The sequence below is a fragment of the Streptococcus sp. HMSC034B03 genome, from assembly GCF_001838575.1.
GTDB lineage: Bacteria > Bacillota > Bacilli > Lactobacillales > Streptococcaceae > Streptococcus > Streptococcus anginosus.
Genome location: NZ_KV837619.1, coordinates 142,531 through 164,338 on the forward strand (window position 1 = coordinate 142,531; position 21,808 = coordinate 164,338).

23 protein-coding genes are annotated in these 21,808 nt (G+C 39.7%); 8 read left to right on the forward strand and 15 right to left on the reverse strand.

Annotated features, from left to right (window positions below; translation table 11 throughout):
• The first annotated feature begins 19 nt into the window (after nt 1-19).
• The 3 genes from murT to HMPREF2634_RS00755 are packed head-to-tail and all read left to right on the forward strand — an operon-like array spanning nt 20 to nt 2,425.
• Complete coding sequence (gene murT / locus HMPREF2634_RS00745) at nt 20-1,363, forward strand: lipid II isoglutaminyl synthase subunit MurT (protein WP_021001549.1); 1,344 nt, start codon at nt 20-22, stop codon at nt 1,361-1,363.
• Entirely contained in the window at nt 1,363-2,148 is a 786-nt protein-coding gene (gene gatD / locus HMPREF2634_RS00750; protein WP_057489620.1) for a lipid II isoglutaminyl synthase subunit GatD, read from the forward strand. The genes murT and gatD overlap by 1 nt, the downstream gene beginning before the upstream one ends.
• Before the next feature lie 28 nt (nt 2,149-2,176).
• Nucleotides 2,177-2,425 (forward strand): LapA family protein, encoded by a 249-nt coding sequence (locus HMPREF2634_RS00755; RefSeq protein ID WP_037590225.1) that lies wholly within the window; start codon nt 2,177-2,179, stop codon nt 2,423-2,425.
• 377 nt (nt 2,426-2,802) lie between these two features.
• Here the strand turns inward: HMPREF2634_RS00755 and HMPREF2634_RS00765 are convergent, their stop codons facing one another.
• The 7 genes from HMPREF2634_RS00765 to HMPREF2634_RS00795 form a co-directional block, all read right to left on the reverse strand.
• Nucleotides 2,803-4,701 carry an ABC-F family ATP-binding cassette domain-containing protein gene (locus HMPREF2634_RS00765; RefSeq protein WP_070836112.1) on the reverse strand — a complete coding sequence of 633 codons (1,899 nt, stop codon included), beginning with the start codon at nt 4,699-4,701 and terminating at the stop codon, nt 2,803-2,805.
• Between the two features lie 74 nt (nt 4,702-4,775).
• The gene (locus HMPREF2634_RS00770; RefSeq protein ID WP_003025092.1) at nt 4,776-5,141 is read right to left on the reverse strand and encodes a hypothetical protein; all 366 of its coding nucleotides are present in this window, start codon (nt 5,139-5,141) and stop codon (nt 4,776-4,778) included.
• 1 nt (nt 5,142) lies between these two features.
• Nucleotides 5,143-5,847 (reverse strand): matrixin family metalloprotease, encoded by a 705-nt coding sequence (locus HMPREF2634_RS00775; protein ID WP_003025095.1) that lies wholly within the window; start codon nt 5,845-5,847, stop codon nt 5,143-5,145.
• Between the two features lie 144 nt (nt 5,848-5,991).
• Nucleotides 5,992-6,783 (reverse strand): alpha/beta hydrolase, encoded by a 792-nt coding sequence (locus HMPREF2634_RS00780; protein WP_021001546.1) that lies wholly within the window; start codon nt 6,781-6,783, stop codon nt 5,992-5,994.
• Between the two features lie 98 nt (nt 6,784-6,881).
• The gene (locus HMPREF2634_RS00785; protein WP_003025100.1) at nt 6,882-8,543 is read right to left on the reverse strand and encodes a ribonuclease J; all 1,662 of its coding nucleotides are present in this window, start codon (nt 8,541-8,543) and stop codon (nt 6,882-6,884) included.
• A 698-nt stretch (nt 8,544-9,241) separates the two neighbouring features.
• Nucleotides 9,242-10,528: a peptidase U32 family protein gene (locus HMPREF2634_RS00790; protein ID WP_003025103.1), complete on the reverse strand. Its 1,287-nt coding sequence runs from the start codon at nt 10,526-10,528 to the stop codon at nt 9,242-9,244.
• 130 nt (nt 10,529-10,658) lie between these two features.
• Nucleotides 10,659-11,588, reverse strand: coding sequence for a peptidase U32 family protein (locus HMPREF2634_RS00795; RefSeq protein ID WP_003025106.1), 930 nt, complete (start codon nt 11,586-11,588; stop codon nt 10,659-10,661).
• 138 nt (nt 11,589-11,726) lie between these two features.
• Here HMPREF2634_RS00795 and HMPREF2634_RS00800 point away from each other — a divergent pair, with 138 nt between their 5' ends.
• Nucleotides 11,727-12,020 (forward strand): DUF3270 domain-containing protein, encoded by a 294-nt coding sequence (locus tag HMPREF2634_RS00800; RefSeq protein WP_003025109.1) that lies wholly within the window; start codon nt 11,727-11,729, stop codon nt 12,018-12,020.
• A gap of 94 nt (nt 12,021-12,114) precedes the next feature.
• Here HMPREF2634_RS00800 and HMPREF2634_RS00805 read toward each other — a convergent pair whose 3' ends face one another.
• From HMPREF2634_RS00805 to HMPREF2634_RS00840, 8 genes are all read right to left on the reverse strand, one after another.
• Nucleotides 12,115-12,582, reverse strand: a complete 468-nt coding sequence (locus HMPREF2634_RS00805; RefSeq protein ID WP_003025111.1) for a YtxH domain-containing protein — start codon at nt 12,580-12,582, stop codon at nt 12,115-12,117.
• 15 nt (nt 12,583-12,597) lie between these two features.
• A complete protein-coding gene (locus HMPREF2634_RS00810) occupies nt 12,598-12,981 on the reverse strand; it encodes a DUF948 domain-containing protein (RefSeq protein ID WP_003025113.1) in 384 nt (127 codons plus the stop codon).
• Nucleotides 12,982-12,999: 18 nt separating this feature from the next.
• Nucleotides 13,000-13,773, reverse strand: coding sequence for a prolipoprotein diacylglyceryl transferase (gene lgt / locus HMPREF2634_RS00815; protein ID WP_003025115.1), 774 nt, complete (start codon nt 13,771-13,773; stop codon nt 13,000-13,002).
• The gene (gene hprK / locus HMPREF2634_RS00820) at nt 13,766-14,698 is read right to left on the reverse strand and encodes an HPr(Ser) kinase/phosphatase (RefSeq protein ID WP_021001545.1); all 933 of its coding nucleotides are present in this window, start codon (nt 14,696-14,698) and stop codon (nt 13,766-13,768) included. The genes lgt and hprK overlap by 8 nt, the downstream gene beginning before the upstream one ends.
• Before the next feature lie 117 nt (nt 14,699-14,815).
• The gene (locus tag HMPREF2634_RS00825) at nt 14,816-15,337 is read right to left on the reverse strand and encodes an NUDIX hydrolase (RefSeq protein WP_003025120.1); all 522 of its coding nucleotides are present in this window, start codon (nt 15,335-15,337) and stop codon (nt 14,816-14,818) included.
• A 50-nt stretch (nt 15,338-15,387) separates the two neighbouring features.
• Complete coding sequence (locus HMPREF2634_RS00830) at nt 15,388-15,660, reverse strand: PspC domain-containing protein (protein WP_041784103.1); 273 nt, start codon at nt 15,658-15,660, stop codon at nt 15,388-15,390.
• A gap of 104 nt (nt 15,661-15,764) precedes the next feature.
• Nucleotides 15,765-16,214, reverse strand: a complete 450-nt coding sequence (locus tag HMPREF2634_RS00835; protein WP_021001543.1) for a SprT family protein — start codon at nt 16,212-16,214, stop codon at nt 15,765-15,767.
• The gene (locus HMPREF2634_RS00840) at nt 16,201-18,330 is read right to left on the reverse strand and encodes a Tex family protein (protein ID WP_057489853.1); all 2,130 of its coding nucleotides are present in this window, start codon (nt 18,328-18,330) and stop codon (nt 16,201-16,203) included. Before HMPREF2634_RS00840 ends, HMPREF2634_RS00835 begins: the two co-directional genes overlap by 14 nt.
• A 120-nt stretch (nt 18,331-18,450) precedes the next feature.
• Here HMPREF2634_RS00840 and HMPREF2634_RS09960 point away from each other — a divergent pair, with 120 nt between their 5' ends.
• The 4 genes from HMPREF2634_RS09960 (at nt 18,451) to HMPREF2634_RS00855 (ending at nt 21,784) form a co-directional block, all read left to right on the forward strand.
• Nucleotides 18,451-18,591 (forward strand): SPJ_0845 family protein, encoded by a 141-nt coding sequence (locus tag HMPREF2634_RS09960; RefSeq protein ID WP_006270662.1) that lies wholly within the window; start codon nt 18,451-18,453, stop codon nt 18,589-18,591.
• Nucleotides 18,588-19,493 (forward strand): permease, encoded by a 906-nt coding sequence (locus HMPREF2634_RS00845; RefSeq protein ID WP_021001541.1) that lies wholly within the window; start codon nt 18,588-18,590, stop codon nt 19,491-19,493. Before HMPREF2634_RS09960 ends, HMPREF2634_RS00845 begins: the two co-directional genes overlap by 4 nt.
• Complete coding sequence (locus HMPREF2634_RS00850) at nt 19,490-20,305, forward strand: TIGR03943 family putative permease subunit (protein WP_021001540.1); 816 nt, start codon at nt 19,490-19,492, stop codon at nt 20,303-20,305. The genes HMPREF2634_RS00845 and HMPREF2634_RS00850 overlap by 4 nt, the downstream gene beginning before the upstream one ends.
• Before the next feature lie 114 nt (nt 20,306-20,419).
• Nucleotides 20,420-21,784, forward strand: a complete 1,365-nt coding sequence (locus tag HMPREF2634_RS00855) for an MFS transporter (RefSeq protein ID WP_021001539.1) — start codon at nt 20,420-20,422, stop codon at nt 21,782-21,784.
• The last annotated feature ends 24 nt before the right edge of the window (nt 21,785-21,808 follow it).

Genomic DNA, 21,808 nt, shown 5'->3' on the forward strand with positions numbered 1-21,808 from the left:
TTATGATAAAATATTTCTTATGAAGATAAATACTATGTTGGGCACTCTTGCAGGGAAATCCTCCCATTTTGTTTTAAGCAAACTGGGACGTGGTTCAACTCTGCCTGGAAAACTTGCCCTGAAATTTGACAATGATATTTTAAATACACTAGCACGTGATTACGAAGTAGTGGTGATTACAGGGACAAACGGGAAAACCTTGACTACTGCTCTGACAGTTGGAATCCTCAAAGAGGCTTTTGGCGAGGTTGTGACCAATCCCAGCGGAGCCAATATGATTAGCGGGATTACAACCACTTTCCTAACCGCAAAAAAAGGAAAATCTGGCAAGAATATTGCTGTACTGGAAATTGATGAAGCTAGCCTCTCACGCATTTGCGATTACATTAAACCGAGCCTTTTTGTCTTTACCAATATTTTCCGAGACCAAATGGATCGTTACGGGGAGATTTACACGACCTATCAAATGATTTTGGATGCTGCTCAAAAAGTTCCTACGGCAACTGTCTTGCTAAATGGAGACAGTCCGCTGTTTAACTCTGTTACTCTCAAAAATCCGGTTCAATATTATGGTTTTGATACCGAAAAAGGAGAGCCAAAACTAGCTCACTACAATACGGAGGGTATTCTCTGTCCTAAATGTCAGCACATTCTAAAATACAAGCTCAACACTTATGCCAATCTAGGAGATTATATTTGTGAGTACTGTGACTTTAAACGTCCTGAATTAGACTACAAACTGACCCAATTGACCAGTCTTCATCACAACAGTTCAGAATTTGTCATTGATGGTCAAAGCTATCACATCAATATCGGTGGCCTCTACAATATCTACAACGCTTTAGCTGCCGTTTCCGTTGCTCAATTCTTTGGAGTTGAGCCAACTACTATCAAGACTGGTTTTGACAAGAGCAGAGCTGTTTTCGGACGTCAGGAAACTTTCAAGATCGGAGACAAAGAGTGTACGCTAGTTCTCATTAAAAATCCTGTTGGAGCCACGCAAGCTCTAGAAATGATTAAGCTAGCTCCTTATCCATTTAGCTTGTCCGTTTTGCTCAACGCTAACTATGCGGACGGTATTGACACAAGCTGGATCTGGGACGCGGATTTTGAGCAAGTTTTGAACATGGATATCCCGCATATGATTGCTGGCGGGGTTCGTCATTCTGAGATTGCCCGACGCTTGCGGGTGACTGGCTATAATGCTGAACAAATCAGTGAAGTAGCTGATTTAAGCCAGGTCTTTGAAAAAATTAAAAACCAAGAAACCAAGCATGCCTATATCCTAGCTACTTACACCGCCATGCTAGAGTTTCGCGAATTGCTGGCTTCTCATCAAGTCGTCAGAAAGGAGATGAACTAATGGTTTATACATCACTAACTTCTCCTGAAAATCGGGATTATACTTATGATTTGAAGATTGCCCATCTCTATGGCAATCTCATGAACACTTACGGCGACAATGGCAATATTCTCATGCTCAAATATGTAGCTGAAAAGTTAGGCGCTCGCGTTCAAATTGATATTGTCTCACTTGAAGATGAGTTTGATAAAGATTACTATGATTTGGCGTTTTTCGGCGGAGGGCAAGACTACGAGCAGACCATTGTGGCACGAGATCTGCCTGCAAAAAAAGATAGTTTGGAAGAATTTATCAATCATGACGGCGTGGTACTAGCTATTTGTGGTGGCTTTCAGCTTCTAGGTCAATATTACATTGAAGCTTCTGGTCGGCGGATTGAGGGACTTGGAATTATGGGACATTACACTCTCAATCAAAAAAATAACCGCTACATCGGCGACATTAAGATTCATAACGATGAATTTGACGAAACCTACTATGGTTTTGAAAATCACCAAGGACGGACATTCCTATCTGAAGACGAAAAACCGCTCGGCAGAATTATTTATGGGAATGGAAACAACAAGGAAGACCAAAGCGAAGGCGTGCACTACAAGAATGTCTTTGGCTCTTACTTCCACGGCCCTATCCTATCCCGCAATGCCAATCTAGCCTACCGCCTAGTAACAACTGCCCTAAAGAATAAATATGGCCAAGATATTCCCCTCGCCAACTATGAGGACATTCTAGCGCAAGAAGTCCCCGAAGAATACGGCGACGTCAAGAGCAAGGCAGAGTTTGAATAGGGATAAAAAATACAAAAGGAGACCAATGATGAAAGAAAGAATGCACTACCTTTTACTGTTGCTCGCAATCCTCCTAATCGCTGGACTATCTTTGGCTAATATGCAAAGCGTCACCGTTAGCTTTATTCTCTTTCGTTTTAAAATTCCACTGATTCTCTTAATTTTACTCTCTGTCTTACTTGGAGCTATCACTACTATCCTCATCAGTATGCCGAAGAATTTTTCTCTCAGAAATGAATTAGCCAAAGCCAAAAAAGAACTCAAAAATAGAAACTAGGTTGGAAATCCAACCTAGTTTTTTGAAGACATTCTTAAAAAGTTCGGATTTTACTTTCGGACATGTCTTTTTTTGTCAAAACTCTCTTGTCCGAAAATCGGACGACATTATTTTTTCAAAAAAGCTTTGTCCGAAACAAGAATGTTCGGAATTTGTTCCAAAAACTTCCTTCCGAAAACTGGACAAAGCTATTTTCCTCTAAAACTTCTCGTCCACATGTGGAAAATGGCAAATTACTTAAAAATTGCCTCATCCTTCATGAAGGACGAGGTTTTTTGCTCAAAAAACTCTCATCCCCGTTTGAAACATTCGGGATTTAGTCTCGGGGAAGAATTTCTTCGCTTCGGATGAACTTTCTTGACTTAAAAATAGCTCGCTCACACCTGTTCTGCCACTTCTTCCCACTCCGTCATGGCTGCTTCCTGCCGTTCAGTCAGCTGGTCTAGCTTTTGCTGAAGCTCCATGAGTTCGCTTGCGTCATTGGTTTCCTGCATAGCTGTAGTCAACTCGGTCGTTTGCATCTCCAGCTCTTCGATTTCAGCTTCCAGCTGCTCCAAACGGCGAGCTAATTTCCTAGCTTCTTTCTGTGTTTCTTTCTGGAGTTGGTAGTTGGTTACTGACTGAGGCTGAGTAGGCTCTGCTGCAGTAGCTTTCTCCTCTCTCAAAGCTTCCAGCTCTGCTTTTTTCTCCAGATAATAGTCATAATCGCCCAGATAAAGAGTGGAGCCAGTATCAGAAAGCTCGATAATCTGCGTGGCAACTCGGTTGATAAAGTAGCGGTCATGACTGACAAAGAGCAGAGTGCCGTCAAAGTCAATCAAGGCATTCTCCAGCACCTCTTTACTATCAATATCTAGGTGGTTGGTTGGCTCATCCAGCACCAGAAAATTCTTGTTTTCCATAGACAGCTTAGCCAGTAAAAGCCGTGATCGTTCCCCACCTGACAGCATGCTAACAGACTTTTTGACATCATCGCCTGAAAAGAGAAAGGCACCCAGACGATTGCGGATTTCCACTTCTGGTGTTAGTTTAAAATCATTCCAAAGCTCGTCCAAGACTGAATTGCTTGGTGTCAATTGGCTTTGGGTCTGGTCATAGTAGCCCAGCTCCACATTTGCTCCCAGATGCTCCTGACCACGGATAAAAGGAATTTGTCCCACAATGGACTTGATAAGAGTTGTTTTGCCAATACCATTTGGTCCGACAATAGCTACTGCGTTAAATTTACGAATATCCAGATTGATAGGCTCGGCCAACACTTGATGATCATAACCGATAGCCGCATCTTCCAGCGTTAGGACGACATTTCCAGAAGGTTTAGCTGAGCGAAAGGTCATATTAGCAGAACGACTGCCTCTGTCTGGCTTGTCAAGACGCTCCATTTTTTCCAGCTGTTTGCGTCTGGATTGAGCGCGTTTGGTTGTAGATGCCCGAACCAGATTGCGATTGACAAAATCCTCCAAAGCAGCAATTTCCTTCTGCTGCTTTTCATAATTCTTGGCCTCTGTCAAGAGCTTCTGCTCCTTTTGCTGAACAAAACTAGAGTAATTTCCCACATAGCGATCCAACGAATGCTGGGTCAAGTCCAGCGTCACAGTGGCTACCTTGTCTAGGAAATAACGGTCGTGACTGACGATGATGAGAGCTCCACTGTAGTTGCTCAAGTAGTTCTCTAGCCAAGCAATCGTCTCTATATCCAAGTGGTTAGTAGGCTCATCCAGTACCAATAAATCTGGCTTTTCCAACAACATTTTCGCTAGAGCCAGCCGAGTATTCTGCCCGCCCGAAAGCTCTTCTATCTTCATCTGCCACATGGACTCATCAAACTTGAAACCATTGAGAATGGCACGAATATCTGCTTCATAGGTAAATCCGCCTGCCTGACGGAAATTCTCTGACAAGCGGTCATAGTCTGTCATCAGCTTTTCCAGATCCGTCCCAGTCAAATCCCCCATAGACAGCTCCATCTGTCTCAATCGTTGCTCCTGCTGACGTAAATCATCAAAAACATACAGCATTTCATCGTAAATGGTATTGGCAGACTCAAAGCGACTATCCTGCGCCAAATAAGACAGGGACATATCCCGCTTTTTATTGACTTCCCCAGCACTTGGTGCTTCTTCACCAACTAAAATCTTCAAAAGAGTGGACTTCCCAGCTCCATTTTTACCGACTAGGGCAATCCGGTCAGCCTCATCCACCTGCAGGTTAATATTGTTAAAAAGAAGCTCCCCTGCAAAAGAGCGTTCAATCTTATTTGCTTGTAAAATAATCATAACCCTATTATAGCAGATTCCTATCCCAACGGCTATCTTAGAAAACAAAAATACGGTTCATTTTGACCGCATTTTCATTTAAAACTATTTAAAATTTCTTGATTTTGCATCACAAGGTAAACACCTAATAGAATAATCAAAGCAAAAAGCCCTAATTTGATGATTCCTTTTACAAAACGAATGACCCAAAGAATCATCATAGAACCAATCAACCACATCACAGCTGAATGATTGAAAAATCCTTGAATAGCTTGACTGCTTTGACCAAAGAAATTCTGAATGGGTGCCGGAACATGTTCTTGCCATGCAGCTGTCACACCGATACGATCGGCAATATCAGAACCACTTTGCCAAAGCCAGGCAAAAATGCTGGAATTAAAGACAAACAAGAAAACTTGCTCTGGGAAACATCTGATGATTTTAAAGATATTTCTTATCATTTTATGCTTGATACAACTCCTTTACTGCTTGAACATCTACTGCTTGAATACCATAAAACGAGCCAGCGGACTGCATGACGGATTTTTCTTCATTGTGTTCCAATCCAATCGCATGTCCCAGTTCATGCTCTGCTGTGTTTACGATTCGCTCATAAGAGTAGCCATATTGACTATTCAATAGATAATAACGATTTAGTCGAACCGTTACATTTGTGAAACGTTTCGTCAATAAATTAGTTTGTGATTCTGCCTCACCTGTCGCACTCACCGTACCATCATTCATCTCTGTCGCAACAATATTGGCTTGATTTTTATCATTTACAATCTGAAAAATGAAAGCCCCTGTCTGATTCCAAGTACGAATGGCTTCCTGATAAGCTGAGCGAAATGTCTCATCTTGTGCATCAATATAAACCGTAGCACTCGCTTTATCCCAGCGTGCACCAGAAGTTTGGTAAACATGATTGTCCGATAGCTGTTTGGTCAGGTCTTTTACATTTTGTCCAACGCCTAGTTGACTGTCTTGACCACTTACATATCGATAAATTTGACTGACATCTTGCTGAAGTGTTGTCGAAAAATTGCTTTTAGAAGGACTCATGATATACAAGATTCCCACTAAAAAGAGTGCTGTTAATGCAATGCTATAAACTAAACGCCATATCAAGCGCAACAGCGCTGAAAATATTCGAAATATAAACCTCATACTTCCCTCCTAATCCCAAATGTAAAGAGTAAATATCATGAGATTCACTTAAAAATTTCTTAAAATAGAGAACTGTAAAAGAAAGAATAAAATATTGACAAAAAAATGTAAATTTCTGTCAAAAAGGGCATCTCTCAAGCAACTTTAGGATAAGCGCTCTTCTACTTCAAAATCAATCGGCAGCCATTTCAGAAATTCCTCTAATTGTTTTTCCCAGTAATACCACTCGTGTTTTCCCGGATTATGATGATAGGTGATATCTAAGCCACATTTGCGCAATTGTTTAACAGCTACTTCATTTGCTTGATAAAGAAAATCTTGCTCCCCACACCAAGCGTAAAATTTAGTCTTTTTATCTGACTTCTTTGCCATTGTCGTCAAAAAATGCCGCTTGACATCAACTGCTTTCAAATCACCAAACACACCTTGCCAATAGTTGAGCGTACCGCCAGGAAGTTCTTCTATGTCCACATCATCTAGACCGAGCCCAATAGCGCCTGAAAATGACCCTGCATAAGAGAATCGATCTGTCGTCAAGGCTATTTTATAAGCCCCATAACCTCCCATCGACAGGCCTGCAATAAAGGTTTTCTCTCGTTTCCGACTCATATTAGGAAAGAAGCGCTGCATAACCTCAGGCAATTCTTTTGCTATGGCATCATAATAATTCAATCCATAAGCAGTATTGGTGTACCAAGCAAGATCTGTTGACGGCATAATGACAATTAAATTTGTATGGCGCAGTAAACGCTCAATATTCGTCCGTTTTCGCCACGAATTTTCATTGCCGCCCATACCGTGCAAAAGGTAAAGAACGGGAATATCCGTATCTGCTACCTGACTGGGATCTACTGCATCCGCATCCGGATAGATGACATTGACACGACGCTCCATTTCCAACACTGCTGAATGATACTCTATTTCGAAAAATGCCATTTTTTCTCCTTTTCATATAAATGTAAGAAAGGGGTTGGACCAAACGTCCTGACCCCACTATTTTTGTTACTATAGGTTAAATGTACTTATTTATTTGCTTAACGTACTTCCATTACAACGGGTAAAATTGCTGGACGACGTTTAGTTTGCTCAAAGAGGTATTTCGCAAGATTGTCACGCACCGAGCCTTTCAACTCACCCCAGTCAAAGTTATCTTTTTCAAGATAATCTTCCACTGTTTTATTGATTAAGTCAGCACTTTCACGCAAAATATCACGGCTTTTCTTGACATAAACAAATCCACGTGTATGAACCTTGGCTTTGGAAATAATCTTCTTGTCACGACGGTTTACTGTAATGGCGACGATAAAGATACCGTCTTCAGACAGAACTTTGCGGTCACGAAGAACGATATTTCCGACATCACCAATCGCATTTCCATCAATCATGACATCACCAGAAGATACCGCACCAGAAGGTACAAAATCACCCTTTTCATATTCCATAATGCTACCACGTTTTGGAATAAAAATGTTCTCTGGCAACATACCAATTGCCATTGCAGCTTTAGCATGTGCTGCCAATTCACGATATTCTCCTTGAATTGGGAACAAGAATTTCGGCTGCAAGAGGTTTAACATCAATTGCAAATCGCGCTCATTTCCATGACCAGACACCCGCAAATCTTGCGTAATCAATTTAACAACACCACCTGCTTGGTAAATCATGTTTTCTACACGTGCCACCAAGGCTTCTTTTGCGATAGACGGTGTTGTAACAATATAAACCAAATCGCCTTCTTTGATTTCTACATAACGGTGACGTCCGATAGACATCTTGCGCAAGCCATTGATTGGCTCACCCATACGCCCAGTTTCCAAAATAATCAGTTCATGATCTTCAAACTTGGACATTTCTTTAGGTTTAATCAACAAACGTTCGTCCACGAGTGATAATTTCTTCAAGCGAATAGCAGTACGAACGATATTTTCAATGTCAAATCCAGTCAATACAACACGACGACCTGTCCTAGCAGCAGCTTCAAAGACTTGTTGAATCCGAGAAAGATTGCTTGCAACCGCCGCAACAATCACGCGTCCTTCCCAGTCTCCAATTGTATCGCTAATTTCCTTTGCAACTTCGCTCTCACTTGCCACTTGAATCGTACTATCTGCATTTGCAGAATCACTAAGAAGAGCTAGAACGCCTTCACGACCAATTTCCGCCAAGCGAGCAAAATCTGTTGCATAAGACTGACTAGCCGTCTGATCAAACTTGAAATCACCTGTGTAAACAATATTGCCTTCAGACGTTTTCAAAACAATCCCTAAACTCTCTGGAATAGAGTGCGTTGTTTTAAAGAAAGATACAACCGTACCACCAAAATCAATCTCTGTGTCTTCATCAATCACATGAAAATCATTGAACTTTTTGACCGTATCATTTCCTTTGACAAATAACTTAGCCAACTCAATCGTCAATTCTGAGCCAAATACAGGGACTTTCGTTTCAACCAATAAATAAGGCAAGGCACCAATTGCATCCGCATGCCCGTGTGTCAAAAAGACCCCTGCAATACGGTCCTTATTTTCAAACAAATAGTCCATATTGGGAATGACAAAATCCACACCAAGCTGTTCATTTTCCGGATACTTTAATCCGACATCCAGGACAAAAATAGATTCATCCACTTCAGCGATGTAAAGATTTTTCCCATTCTCACGTACGCCACCTAAAGCAATCAATTTAATATTGCTCATTGATTCTCCTTTTCAAATTTTTTTACTAACGGTCCTTGGAATCCCAAGTCGAATTACAGTTTTGCAAGTATTTTGCATATTTTATTTATTATACTACTTTTCATGATTTTTTTCAAAGAACAGAGCATACAAAAAACTCCTAGTTACTGTATACCTACAGAAAGCTAGGAGCCGTCTCTATTTGCTAATAAGTGATAGATAGACTTTCAGAAAGTAATTATCTGAAAAGAGATTCTTATGATGATTCCATCGTTATTTTATTAAAGAATGATTTTCTTGTCCACAATATATCAAAAACAAGTTTTTTCATCTAAAACAATAGCGGTTTTATACCAAAGCGTGAAAATCATTAAAAAGCTTCTACCGATTGCATCAAATAACATTCTTATTTATTCTTACTTTGCGTTCTTTATACGCGATGCAATTCTACAAACCACTACATGACATCTTCAGAAATATTTATCAAATACCTCCAATTAAGAAAAACAATTAGCAAATAGAAACTAATACATCATAAACGATTTAAAATATGAACGTTCCGACACCCATTGGAATCAGCCCTTTCTTATCTTTCTTTAATTATATTGTACACCTTCTTTTTTTAAAAGGCAAGCGTTTACATTCATTTTTTTTAAAATATTCTTTACAAATAAAAAGAGGCAGAATTAACCATTCAAACCTCTTCTCAATATAGATTTTTATGCCCGTACTGTGACACTTGTGCCGTCTTCTTTATAAAGATTTATCAAACCTTCTTTACGACTACGTACCATATCACCTGGATAAACTGGATGTGGTAAGGAAATCGTCAACAATTCCATCGGATTAGGAGCCCGATCAATTTTATTTCCATCTGAATCGTGTAAATCTGTAATGACTGCATCAAAATGACGGAAACCAGGACCATAAAATTCAACTGGGTCGCCCTCATTGATGACATTTCGTTGCCGAATAGTCGCTGTTTGCGTATCAGGGTCATAAGCCACCACTTCTGCCACAAATTTATATTGCGGAATTTTGCGGCGTGCTCCAAAAAGCTGTTCATTTTCAGTTGGCGTATGATAATAAAATCCTGTCGCCAATTCACGCTGCGCCACTTTCCACATCTCATCGACCAAGTCTTGCTTGATTGCTTCAAACTTTTCTGGACTTTCAAGATAAGCATCAACTGCAGCTTTATAACAATTTGAAACAGTGGATACATAGTGAATAGACTTCATACGCCCTTCAATTTTCAGACTATCCACACCATTTTTAATCATATCAGGAATATGATCAATCATGGACATATCGACAGCCGACATGGAAAATTCTTCTGGAATTTCACCTTTTAAACTCTTGCGCTCTTGTCCAAAGGGCATATCGTAGAGATCATATTTCCAGCGGCAAGATTGAGAGCAGCCCCCACGATTGGCATCCCGCATGCTCATATGATTGGATAAAGTACAACGTCCTGAGTAGGAAATACACATAGCACCGTGAACAAAAGCTTCAATCTCAACATCGGTATGTTTGCGGATTTCTGCCAATTCTTCCATGGAAACTTCGCGCGCCAAAACGACACGTGTCAACCCCAAATCTTTCCAAAATTCCAAGGTTTCATAGTTTGTTGCGCTAGCTTGTGTTGACAAGTGTACTTCCAAACCTGGCGCTTCTGTACAAGCAATGGCAATCAAAGCTGGGTCAGATACGATAACGGCAGAAATGCCAATATCCCGCAAAGTGCGGAACCATTCCCCAGCTCCTTCTTCATTGCCTTCGTGGGTTACCATGTTCGCAGCCACATAGACTTTTGCGCCATGTTCACGAGCAAATTGAACGCCCTCTTCCATTTCTTCAAACGTAAAATTTCCAGCACGACTGCGCAAACCATAAGCTTGTCCGCCAATGTAAACAGCATCCGCTCCATAACGAATGGCGACTTTTAATTTTTCCAACGTTCCAGCAGGCGCCAGAACTTCTGGTCTTTTCAAAGTTTTTGTCATATTCTCGCTCTTTTCTAAATTCTAATACTTAGCCTTTTTATTTTATAGCAAAAAGGGCTTGAAATCAAGCTAAAGGAAACAGATTGTGAAAGTTAAACAAGCAGTCGCAACTCGCGACTACCTGCGTCCCTTATTTCACCTGATCTGGATCATATTCATAAAATCCAGTATCCAAGAAACGATTCTTTGGATGCAATTGATGAACCTGATCATCCAAAAGGAAAGCCTGATCATGTGTAAATTGATTGGTCTCAATCAACTCACGCGCTTGCACAAAGAGTTTGGCAATTTCAACAAAATTGTGTCCTGGCGTATAAATCCCTTCAAGCTTCCAATGTGTGAAGCCATATTCTACCAATTCTCCAAGTTTCGTCATCATATCCAAGTCATTGTTCGCAAAAATATGCGTCCCATGATTGTCCTCAAAAATAGAATAATGGCTATCTGGGTCACTCGGCTCTGCAAGGAATAAATTACGCTCACGACTCTTTTCGTCATCAATATGAGTGAAATTATAATAATTCTGCAAAAGCGGTCGCTTAGAATGATGAATGACGCTAGCACCATAGACTAGTATCTCAACAGGAATTTCTAACACTTCCTGCATTTTAAACAATTCTGCCGATGGAATTTCCCGTGCTAAAACCGCCTCAGAAGCGCCAGCTTTTTGCCCCCAGAAGTTCACCTGACGACTGCTGGCAACCATAGTCGAGGCATCATAAATCGTCTTAAACGGATAACCGTCACGTTTTAACACATAAAACACACCAGCATCTCCCACAGTAATATAATCTGCCTGAATATCCACTAAAAAATCAAGAAATGGCTTGATTTTATTCATCATTTCCTGATGCATCAAAGCATTGACAGCAACTGTCAACTTTCTGCCTGCCTCATGTACAAGGGCTGCAATCTGCCGCAATTCGTCATAAGAAAAGGTATGGGGTAACCGAAGACCATACTCTTTTTCACCTACATAAATGCGATCCACACCTGCTTCTAAAAGCTCTTTTACTTGTTCAACGCTCTCAGCTGTCGCTGTAATGATAATCTTTTCCATAGCAAAATTATAACATATTTTTGAGTTCTCTTCTATTTTTTAATTTGAAAAGCATTTTTAGCCTTTTTGTAACCGTTATGTAATATTTATCTAATTAAAATCATGATAAAATAAGAGAGTACTGTAAGGAGAGAGAACATGACCGCAAGAAAATATCAGTCCTATCAAGAGGACTACACCTATCCAGAATTAGAACAAGAACAATATCCTCTTTATCAAGATTACATTCCTGAAGCAAAAACGAATCCAAACCTGAAAGAATTACTATTTTTCGTGAATATTGCTACATTTTGTATCTTGACAGCTTTGTTTAGTTTTTTGTTTTTGTCAATTAAAATAAATACATTTTTAGCCTTTGCTTTGGCAATCGCTGTTAGTTTAGCGTGTATCAAAGTGCAGCAAACATTTATTCGTCGAAAAAGAAATAAATAGTTTTGGGATTGAAGTGCCTATTTGCAAGGCACTGTTTTTGTTGTGATTCGTTGTGATGTAAAATCGATGTTAAAAAGTTAAAAAAATTGAGGTGCTAGTCCTCAATTTTTTTGTCTTCATTTTCCAATTCTTGGTTTTCTGTCAAATCAATGACAATATCCTCCGATGTGGTTTCTTTATCAATTGGTTCTTGCTCAGTTTTTTTGAAATCTTCTGGAGAGATACCTTCTGGTGTCATTTTTTCTTTCCATTCTTGCATTTTCTCTTGTGAAAAGTCAACTACTTGTTTCGTTACTTCTTTCACAGAGTCAAGAATTGTTTCACCTGTAATTTCTCCGCTCTCAACCTTTTCTTTGGCTTGGTTGACTGCTTCTGCAGCTTGATTAGAGAAATGATTGGCTTTTTGTACTACTTGTTCTTTAAAATCATCTGGATTTTCTTTGACGCCATTCATAAAATCAGAAACCTTCGCAGTCACTTCTTTTCCTTTTTTGCTAGTAAGAAATACAGCTGCAGCTGCTCCAGAGAGTGTTCCTAAAAGGATAGATGAAAATTTACCCATAATAAGCCTTCTTTCTTATTTTTTAAATAGTTTTGTAATCATGCGCAAAGCTGATAAAGTTGCACCAGCTTTGACACTATTTTTTCCTGCTGCAGCAGCTTTTTTGCTCAAATGACGAGCAGAATCATTCAAATCCGAAACGGACTCAGATAAATCTGCAACTGCAGTGAAAAGCGGGTCAATGGTTGTCATTTTTCCATTAATATCATCTGCTAAAACATTCACTTTCGTTAACAATTCATTGGTTTGATAAAGTGTCACATTGACATCTGTCGTCAACACCTGAATTGTTTTTTCTGTTTCATCAACGACATTTGAGATTTTCCTAACCAAAAAAATCGTATAAACAATCAAAGCAATCAAAGCGAGGGCAACTAGACTATAAGCAATTTCAAGCATTTTTCTTCTCCTAACTTTTTAATAATAAGGGGTATCTTTTTTTCTGCGTTGGTAAATGACGAGAATGATTCCTGCAACCACTAGAACAGCAGACAACCATTGTGACACACGCAAGCCCGCAAACATGAGACTATCTGTTCGCATACCTTCAATCACCATGCGACCTATTCCATACCAAATAAGATAAAATCCAGTCATTTCCCCACGTTTGAGGAAATTTTTCTTTCTTCTCGCAACCATCACTAAAGCAAATCCTAACAAATTCCAAACCGACTCATAAAGAAAAGTTGGTTGTCGGTAATGACCATCAATGTACATTTGGTTGCGCATAAAACTTGGTAAGTAATTTAGACTTTTAACAACCGCTCCGTAAGCCTCTTGATTGAAGAAATTTCCCCAGCGTCCAAGACTTTGGGCAATCATCACTCCTGGAACCGCAATATCTAAAAAGTCTAGCGTATTGATAAGTTTTCTCTGTGAGAAAAAATACAAGACAATCGCTCCGGTGATTAAACCGCCATAAATAGCAATTCCTCCATGCCAAATGGCAAAAATCTCAGCAGGATTTTTAGCATAATAGCCCCAATCAAAAATGACATAATAAATGCGAGCTCCAACTATTGCCAAAGGAAACGCAATGAGGATAAAGTCAAGAATGTCATCTGGAATGATTTTCTTTCGCGGTGCTTCACGCATAGCCAGATAAACAGCTAAAACTAAACCAGTTACAATACAAATCGCATACCAGCGAATACTTAGAGGTCCTATTTTAAATGCAATTGGATTAATCATGAGACACCTCATTCTCACTAATGAGATTGGCCAAGCGTTCCTCAAAAGTCTTCGTGGCATCAAAGCCCATCTCTTTAGCACGGTAATTCATCGCTGCTGCTTCAATCACCACCGAAATATTCCGACCTGTTTTTACGGGAATGCGAATCCTTGGAATAGCCACACCTGATACTGCAAACTCCTCACCATTGTTTCCCAAGCGGTCAAATGTTTTATTGACATCATAATTTTCCAGATAAACAGCCAACTGAACCTGTGATGAATCTTTTACAGCACTTGCCCCATAAAGGCTCATAACATCAATAATCCCGACGCCACGAATCTCAAGTAAATGGCGCAAAATTTCAGCTGGCTCACCCCAGAGAGTCATTTCATCTTTCGCGTAGATATCCACACGGTCATCTGCGACTAAACGATGCCCGCGTTTAACTAGCTCCAGTCCAGTTTCGCTTTTTCCAATTCCGCTATCACCTTGTATCAAAACGCCCATGCCATAAATATCCATTAGAACGCCATGAATACTGGTTCGTTCAGCCAAACGTGAATCTAGATAGCTAGAAATTTCACCTGATAAACGACTCGTCGGTGTGCGGCTGCTGAGAACAACAATTTTATTTTCCTTTGCAGCCTTCAACATCTCATCAGGTACTTTCAGATCACGCGCCACAATCATAACAGTGTCTCGTTCAAACATTTTTCGTAAAACCTGATAGCGATTATGGGACGTCATCTTCATCAAGTAAGACCATTCTTTCATGCCCATTAGCTGAATACGCTCTGGGGTGTAATAGTCAAAATAACCTGTCATTTCAAGTCCTGGGCGGGAAATATCAGAGGTCGTAATTTCTCTTTCCAACATTTTCTCGTCGCCATAAACCACATTTAACCTGACTTTTTTTAATAGATCTTTGATCTTTACAGTCATATTCTTCCCCTTTGATAGTTTCTTTTTCTATTATAGCAAATTTTGAGATTAAAGGAGAGTTTCATCCTTGATTTTGCAAAGAAAATGGATGCAACCATATATAATATATAGCATTTACTACTTCTCTGACTGGAGCATTTTTTCTACAATTTGTTTTTGATTTTGAAATAAAGGATAACGATTCATAAAATAACGGAGTTCACTAGGTTTCAGCCAGATGTGGCTATCCGTTTCACCTTCTTGATATTTCACGTCTTTCTCTGTGACGATTGCCTCATAAAAATCAAAATGGCAGTGATCTTTAGGTGAAGTCGTCTGCTCAATCAGTTGTATTTTTCTAGGAATCAGCCCAGTTTCTTCCTGCAATTCACGATAGGCTGCGGTCATGCTATCTTCACCAGCCAACACACTCCCTCCTGCACCAAACTCATAATAATTAGGATGAATTTCTTTTTTTGGACTGCGGTGCATCAGGAGAAATTCCCCATCTATATGACGAACGAAGACATTGACACAGAGGTGATACTGCCCTTCCGCAATTGGTTGACCTCTCTTTAGAAACTTTCCTTGTCGCTCTCTTTGCTCATTATAAGCATCCCAATATTCCATTTCTCCTCCTCCCAAAATAAAGGAGTCCATTGTCCGAACTCCTTTCTAGCATATATAACCAAACGCTTGCTCCAACACACTCACCAAAACCAGCCGTCATCTTCTTTGATTGCTTCTGCTTCTTTGCGCTTACGAGGTCCTGTTCCATACATTTCTTCTTCTACGTCTTCCTTGTAAGGCATCACAGCTGCTAAGATGATATAGATGATAATCCCTAAGCCAAAGTTAAAGATAGTAAATAAAACGAATAAAAAGCGAACGAGACCAACATCCAAACCAAATTTGTCAGACAAACCAGCCAAGACTCCTGATACAGCGCTATTTCGGCGTAATTTATAAAATTTTGTTTTCATCATCATTTAGCCTCTTTCATTGATACTAAATCTAGTGTAGCACATTTTAGTCATCACGCCATCCGTCCCTAGGCGGATTTCTGATTGTTTCGTCAAAATAATCATTAAGACTGCAATTGTCTGACAAAAATGAGCTTCCCTTGGCAACGTCCGCAGCAATACCGCTCAGTATTGATTCGTCTTTTTCTATGATATTGTGCACGACAATGCAAGCATTGATAAACAAGCGTTTTTGAAGTTGATTGGCTTGATAAAGTAGGGGTATAGCGCAAACCATCCACGGCTTTCAATAATTGCTTGAAATCTCGATCCTTATGCCGATAGCCCTTCTTTTCAAAGTAAAGATGATAGTGACACAACTCATGCCGCACAATTTTTCGGAAGGTTTCTAAACCAAACTGTTCATAGATTCTAGGATTAAAATCAAGATGACCATCCTTTGGAAAAAAGCGTCCACCTGTTGAGCGAAGACGCTTATTCCAAGAAGCCGTATGTCGAAATTCTTTGTCAAAATCTTCCAAAGAGACTTGTCTGACATAGTTAGTTAGATTCACGCGGTGCCACCAAGGAAAGATTGACCTTTTCTCTTTCTATATCCAGCTTATCCACCCACACGGTTACCAAATCACCAACAGAAACTACTTGGCTTGGATGTTTGACATAGCTGTTGCTGAGCTTAGAAATGTGAATCAAGCCATCTTCGTGAATGCCAATATCGACAAAAGCACCAAAATCAACAACATTGCGGACAACGCCTTCTAACTTTTGCCCAATTTGTAAGTCCTTTATATCAAGGACATCTTGACGCAGAACTGGTGCATCAAATGAATCACGCATATCACGTCCTGGCTTGAGCAAGTCTGCAATGATATCCTTGAGGGTAACTTCTCCCAAGTTCAAATCTGCAGCAACTTTTTTGACATCTAAAGACTGCAATTTTTCTTGAGCGGCTTGATCTAAGTCCGTAATTGCAAGCGTTTGGAACAATTTCTCAACAGCTGGATAACTCTCTGGGTGAACACCTGTATTATCCAAAACATTATCACTTTCGGGAATCCGTAAGAACCCTGCCGCCTGTTCAAATGCTTTAGCACCTAGACGAGGAACTTTTTTAATCTCCTCACGCGAGCGAATCACACCTTCTTCTTCACGATATTTGACAATATTTTCAGAAATCGTTTTGTTTAACCCTGCCACATGCGATAGAAGAGATGGGCTTGCGGTATTGATATTAACGCCGACTTGGTTAACAACGGTATCTACGACAAAATCCAAGCTTTCAGATAATTTCTTCTGGCTCACATCATGTTGGTATTGACCGACACCGATTGATTTTGGGTCAATTTTAACTAGCTCTGCAAGAGGGTCTTGCAGTCGACGTGCGATAGAGATAGCCGAACGTTTCTCAACGGTCAAATCAGGGAACTCATGCCGCGCCAATTCGCTAGCAGAATAAACAGACGCACCGCTTTCATTGACAATAACATAACTGACGTTTGGATGAGTTTTCAATACTTCAGCAACAAACGCTTCACTTTCTCGACTGGCTGTTCCATTTCCAATAGCAATGATTTCAACACCAAATTGGTCAATCAAGTCTGACAAATCTTGCTTAGAAGCTTCAATTTGCGCTGCTTTTGCCGGTGGAACAGGATAGATAACCTGAGTTGTCAGCATTTTTCCAGTTGCATCTACGACTGCTAATTTTGCTCCTGTCCGAAAAGCTGGGTCAAATCCTAGTACCACGCGTCCTTTGAGTGGCGCAATCAAGAGCAGATTTCGCAGATTATCTGAAAAAAGCTGAATCGCTCCGTCTTCTGCAGTTTCGGTCAATTCTGCCCTAATCCGACGTTCCATAGCTGGAATGATTTTCTTTTTCACAGCTTGCTGGATTGCTTCATGAATGTAGCCATTTTTGACCTTAAAGCGCACTTCAAAGAAGCGGATAATCTTATCTACATTGTTCTCAAAATTAACTTTGAGAACACCTAGCTTTTCACCACGATTCAGTGCTAAGGTGCGATACCCCTGCATATCCGCGATTTTTTCGGAAAAGTCATAATAGATTTGAAACACTTGCTTTTCGTCCAAATCTTGATCTTTTAAAGTTGAAACAATGCTTGAATTTGTCAGCATTTCATGATAAGTCCAAGCACGCAGTTGTACATCTTCTGAAATGGCTTCCACTAAAATATCTACAGCTCCAGCTAGAGCTGCTTCTGCTGTCGGAAATGTTTCGTTAGTTAAGGCAGTTGCTTCCTCTTGAAGAGTGGCAGCATTTTGTAATATGAGTCGTGCCAAAGGAAAAAGTCCTGCTTCACGTGCAATCGTAGCTTTTGTCCGACGCTTTTCTTTGTAAGGAAGATAAAGTTCTTCCACATCAGCCAACTTTTCAGCTGCTTCAATGGCCGCACGCAATTTGTCCGTCAGCTTTCCTTGTTCTTCAATCTTTGCCAGCACCGTTGCCTTACGCTCTCTGAGGTTCGTCAGACTTTTATCCAAATCAAGAATAGCCTTAATCTCTACCTCATCCAAATTACCTGTCATTTCTTTCCGATAACGAGCGATAAACGGAATCGTGTTGCCCTCTGCTGTCAGTTCCAATACTTTTTCAATTTGCTTCTGACTAATCTTTAAACTTTGCGATAGTTCGATAATATTTGTTTCCATAAAGAACATTATACCACATTCCTCTCCTTCTTTCACAAGCTAATCTTTATTCTGCTGACTTTATTTCACCATAATTTTCAAAATGATAGTATAATAGTTAAAAAGGAAAAGGAGGCTGTTATGGCTATTAAATTTACGCGTTCAGATGATTTAGATAAAATGTTTGAAGAATTTGCAACGTTACCTAAAATCGAAAAAATAGAATTTCCTGATGAAAAAGAAAAAAAGATTAAAAAAGAACAAAAGGCTAAAAAGTTATGAGTTTTTTTAATCAACTACCACCTAGCGTTTTGCAAGCTGGTGCGATTTTCCTCTCCATTATTATTGAAGCACTACCTTTTGTGCTGATTGGGAGTATTATTTCAGGTTTTATAGAGGTTTATATCACACCAGACAAAGTTTATCGCTATCTGCCTAAAAATAAATGGTGCCGAATTTTCTTTGGTACTTTTATTGGCTTCATTTTCCCTTCTTGCGAATGTGGAATTGTGCCTATTATCAATCGCTTTTTGGAAAAGAAAGTACCGAGTTACACAGCTGTACCTTTTATGGTGACAGCGCCGGTTATCAATCCCATTGTTCTTTTTGCGACTTACTCTGCTTTCGGGAATTCCTTTAAAATGGCTTTGCTCAGAGCTCTTGGCTCTATTGTTGTAGCAATTGTTCTAGGAATTTTCTTTGGCTTTCTCAACACGGCAACTATTCAAAAAGAGAATCGAATTATTCAGCATGAACACGACTTCTCCCATTTAAGTCAGCCAAAGAAAGTATTTCAAGTGTTTGTGCAGTCTATTGACGAATTTTTTGATACAGGTCGTTACTTAGTCTTTGGTTGTCTCTTTGCCAGTCTAGTGCAAGTCTACGTGCCTACACGCATTCTGACTTCCATTAGTGCAACACCGCTTATGGCTATTTTGCTATTGATGCTGCTTGCATTTCTTCTCTCACTTTGCAGTGAAGCAGATGCCTTTATCGGCAGTTCGCTCATTTCTAGCTTTGGTTTAGCGCCAGTTCTGGCTTTTCTCGTCATTGGACCAATGCTAGATGTGAAAAATATCCTCATGATGAAAAATTACCTCAAAGTACGATTCATCTGGCAATTCATTGGAATTGTTAGTTTAGTTGTTGTCATTTACTCTTGGCTTGTGGGGGTGGTGCTATGATTCGTTTTCTAATTTTAGCTGGTTACTTTGAAATCACCATGTATTTGCAACTTTCTGGCAAGCTCAATCAATACATCAACATGCATTTTTCTTATTTGGCATATATTTCCATGATACTTTCTTTCGTGCTAGCTATTGTGCAGCTCATCGTCTGGATGAAAAAAATGAAAGTACACAGCCATTTGACGAGCCGCTCAGCAAAATTTGCTAGCATTGCTTTTCTTGTTGTACCACTTATCGTTGCTCTCTTCTTTCCAACGGTCAATTTGGACTCTACAACCGTTTCTGCTAAGGGCTACCATTTTCCTCTAGCTGATGGTAGTTCAAAGAGCATTCAGGCTGATGAAGGTACTACCAATCAATACCTGAAGCCTGATACCAGTACCTATTTTACTAAAAGTGCTTACGAGAAGGAAATGCGGGCAGCTGCAAAAAAATATCTAAAAAAAGATGTCATCTCCGTTACGACGGAAAATTATATGGAAGTCATGGAAGTCCTCTATGATTATCCAGATGAATTTGCAGGGAAACGGTTAGAATTTACTGGCTTTGTCTACAACGACCCAAGTGATAAAAACAGCCAGTTTCTTTTCCGTTTCGGTATTATCCACTGTATCGCAGATTCAGGGGTTTATGGACTTCTGACAACTGGTAATACAGAGCATTTTGAAAATAATACTTGGATAAGAGCGAGTGGAAAAATCACTATTCGCTACCATAAGCAACTAGGACAAAGCTTGCCAACGCTTGAAGTGGATAGTTTCAAGAAAGTTGAAAAACCTAGCAATCCTTATGTTTACCGCGTATTTTAAACAACATTAAATAAGCAAAAGAAGACCTGAGAAGTATTTCTCTAGGTCTCCTATTATGCTCTTTTATAAGTAATTATGATAAAATAAGAGAAATTTATATTTTTAGGAGGTATTATGTCACATCAAAACCAACCCGTTTCAAGGAAAACCTTGCTCTCTATTCTCGCTACAGCACTCATTGCTTTTGCTGGAATTCTGTCTGAAACCAGTATGAATGTCACCTTTCCGCACCTTATGAAAGTTTTTCATACAGACCTTGGCACATTGCAATGGATTACGACAGGTTATCTGCTAGCTGTCGCCATCACGATTACACTTGGAGCCACTCTAGCACACAATTGGTCTGAACGTAGAATTCTCTTTACCAGCCTAGCTATTTTTACAGTAGGAAACGGTGTAGCGATGCTTGCGCCAAATTTCGCCCTACTCATGCTAGGCCGCATTTTGCAAGGTTCTGCAACTGGAATTGCCACGCCACTTATGTTTAATCTTATCGTAGAACGTATTCCGCGCAATCAAATCGGATTTTACATGGGACTGTCTGGACTCGTTATAAGCCTAGCTCCTGCGATTGGTCCCACTTATGGCGGCTTTATGATTAGTTTGTTTGATTGGCATATGATTTACACATTCATCATGCCGATTCCGATCATCTCTTTCATTTTAGGATTTTTCTTTTTAGAAAATACTCCCAATAGAAAGAAACGCCCTTTTGAATGGATTTCTTTCTTACTCCTTGCCCTCTCGCTTACTTTTTCTATTATGACCATTTCTAGCTTAGAAGAAGGTAGCTTTAATTGGACTTTTGTCATCATCTTTTTATTATCACTTGTCCTTTTCGTTTGGCGAAGTTTAACGGTAGAGCATCCTTTTTTAGATATTCGTATTTTGAAAAATCCAGTTATTTTACTAGGAATTATTCCTTTCTTTCTCTACCAATTTTCAAATTTATCAGCCAATTTTCTGATTCCTAATTTCTTAGTTTTAGTAAAACACGAGGCTACTTCTGCTGCTGGTTTTGCACTGCTACCTGGAACAATGTTAGGAGCTTTTTCGGCACCTTTCTTGGGAAAATTGTATGATACCAAGGGACCCAAACTTTCCCTATATGGTGGGAATCTTCTCTTTTTCTTAGCCGTCTCCGTTTTTGCATTCTTTACGAAGTCCCTAACATTACCACTGATTATTCTCTTTTATATTTTCTTTACGATTGGGCGCAATATGGCGTTCAATAACACGATGGCTTTGTCTGTTTCACAAATTGGTCGTGAGAAGTCACCAGATGCTACAGCACTCTTTCAAACGGCTCAAACATTTGCCGGTGCTTTGGGAACAGCTATCGCTGCTATAATCGTTAATCAATCTCCTAATACAACGACCGGTGTGCATCTTGTCTTTCTACTCCTTTTCTTCCTTGTTATCCTTATTTTTTATCTCTTTTACTCTTTATTTCGAGCTATCAAAACTCGGAAATTTTAATCAATTTATGATAAAATAAATAAA

Excerpts from the sequence above, each read along its gene's own strand:
- HMPREF2634_RS00770 (WP_003025092.1), bottom strand. The coding sequence starts at position 5,141 with ATGATAAGAAATATCTTTAAAATCATCAGATGTTTCCCAGAGCAAGTT.
- HMPREF2634_RS00850 (WP_021001540.1), top strand. The coding sequence starts at position 19,490 with ATGATTCGTTTTCTAATTTTAGCTGGTTACTTTGAAATCACCATGTAT.
- HMPREF2634_RS00755 (WP_037590225.1), top strand. The coding sequence starts at position 2,177 with ATGAAAGAAAGAATGCACTACCTTTTACTGTTGCTCGCAATCCTCCTA.
- gatD (WP_057489620.1), top strand. The coding sequence starts at position 1,363 with ATGGTTTATACATCACTAACTTCTCCTGAAAATCGGGATTATACTTAT.
- hprK (WP_021001545.1), bottom strand. The coding sequence starts at position 14,698 with ATGACTGTAAAGATCAAAGATCTATTAAAAAAAGTCAGGTTAAATGTG.
- murT (WP_021001549.1), top strand. The coding sequence starts at position 20 with ATGAAGATAAATACTATGTTGGGCACTCTTGCAGGGAAATCCTCCCAT.
- HMPREF2634_RS00845 (WP_021001541.1), top strand. The coding sequence starts at position 18,588 with ATGAGTTTTTTTAATCAACTACCACCTAGCGTTTTGCAAGCTGGTGCG.
- HMPREF2634_RS00795 (WP_003025106.1), bottom strand. The coding sequence starts at position 11,588 with ATGGAAAAGATTATCATTACAGCGACAGCTGAGAGCGTTGAACAAGTA.
- HMPREF2634_RS00805 (WP_003025111.1), bottom strand. The coding sequence starts at position 12,582 with ATGGGTAAATTTTCATCTATCCTTTTAGGAACACTCTCTGGAGCAGCT.
- HMPREF2634_RS09960 (WP_006270662.1), top strand. The coding sequence starts at position 18,451 with ATGGCTATTAAATTTACGCGTTCAGATGATTTAGATAAAATGTTTGAA.
- HMPREF2634_RS00775 (WP_003025095.1), bottom strand. The coding sequence starts at position 5,847 with ATGAGGTTTATATTTCGAATATTTTCAGCGCTGTTGCGCTTGATATGG.
- HMPREF2634_RS00830 (WP_041784103.1), bottom strand. The coding sequence starts at position 15,660 with ATGAAAACAAAATTTTATAAATTACGCCGAAATAGCGCTGTATCAGGA.
- HMPREF2634_RS00780 (WP_021001546.1), bottom strand. The coding sequence starts at position 6,783 with ATGGCATTTTTCGAAATAGAGTATCATTCAGCAGTGTTGGAAATGGAG.
- HMPREF2634_RS00825 (WP_003025120.1), bottom strand. The coding sequence starts at position 15,337 with ATGGACTCCTTTATTTTGGGAGGAGGAGAAATGGAATATTGGGATGCT.
- lgt (WP_003025115.1), bottom strand. The coding sequence starts at position 13,773 with ATGATTAATCCAATTGCATTTAAAATAGGACCTCTAAGTATTCGCTGG.
- HMPREF2634_RS00785 (WP_003025100.1), bottom strand. The coding sequence starts at position 8,543 with ATGAGCAATATTAAATTGATTGCTTTAGGTGGCGTACGTGAGAATGGG.
- HMPREF2634_RS00790 (WP_003025103.1), bottom strand. The coding sequence starts at position 10,528 with ATGACAAAAACTTTGAAAAGACCAGAAGTTCTGGCGCCTGCTGGAACG.
- HMPREF2634_RS00800 (WP_003025109.1), top strand. The coding sequence starts at position 11,727 with ATGACCGCAAGAAAATATCAGTCCTATCAAGAGGACTACACCTATCCA.
- HMPREF2634_RS00810 (WP_003025113.1), bottom strand. The coding sequence starts at position 12,981 with ATGCTTGAAATTGCTTATAGTCTAGTTGCCCTCGCTTTGATTGCTTTG.
- HMPREF2634_RS00840 (WP_057489853.1), bottom strand. The coding sequence starts at position 18,330 with ATGGAAACAAATATTATCGAACTATCGCAAAGTTTAAAGATTAGTCAG.
- HMPREF2634_RS00765 (WP_070836112.1), bottom strand. The coding sequence starts at position 4,701 with ATGATTATTTTACAAGCAAATAAGATTGAACGCTCTTTTGCAGGGGAG.
- HMPREF2634_RS00855 (WP_021001539.1), top strand. The coding sequence starts at position 20,420 with ATGTCACATCAAAACCAACCCGTTTCAAGGAAAACCTTGCTCTCTATT.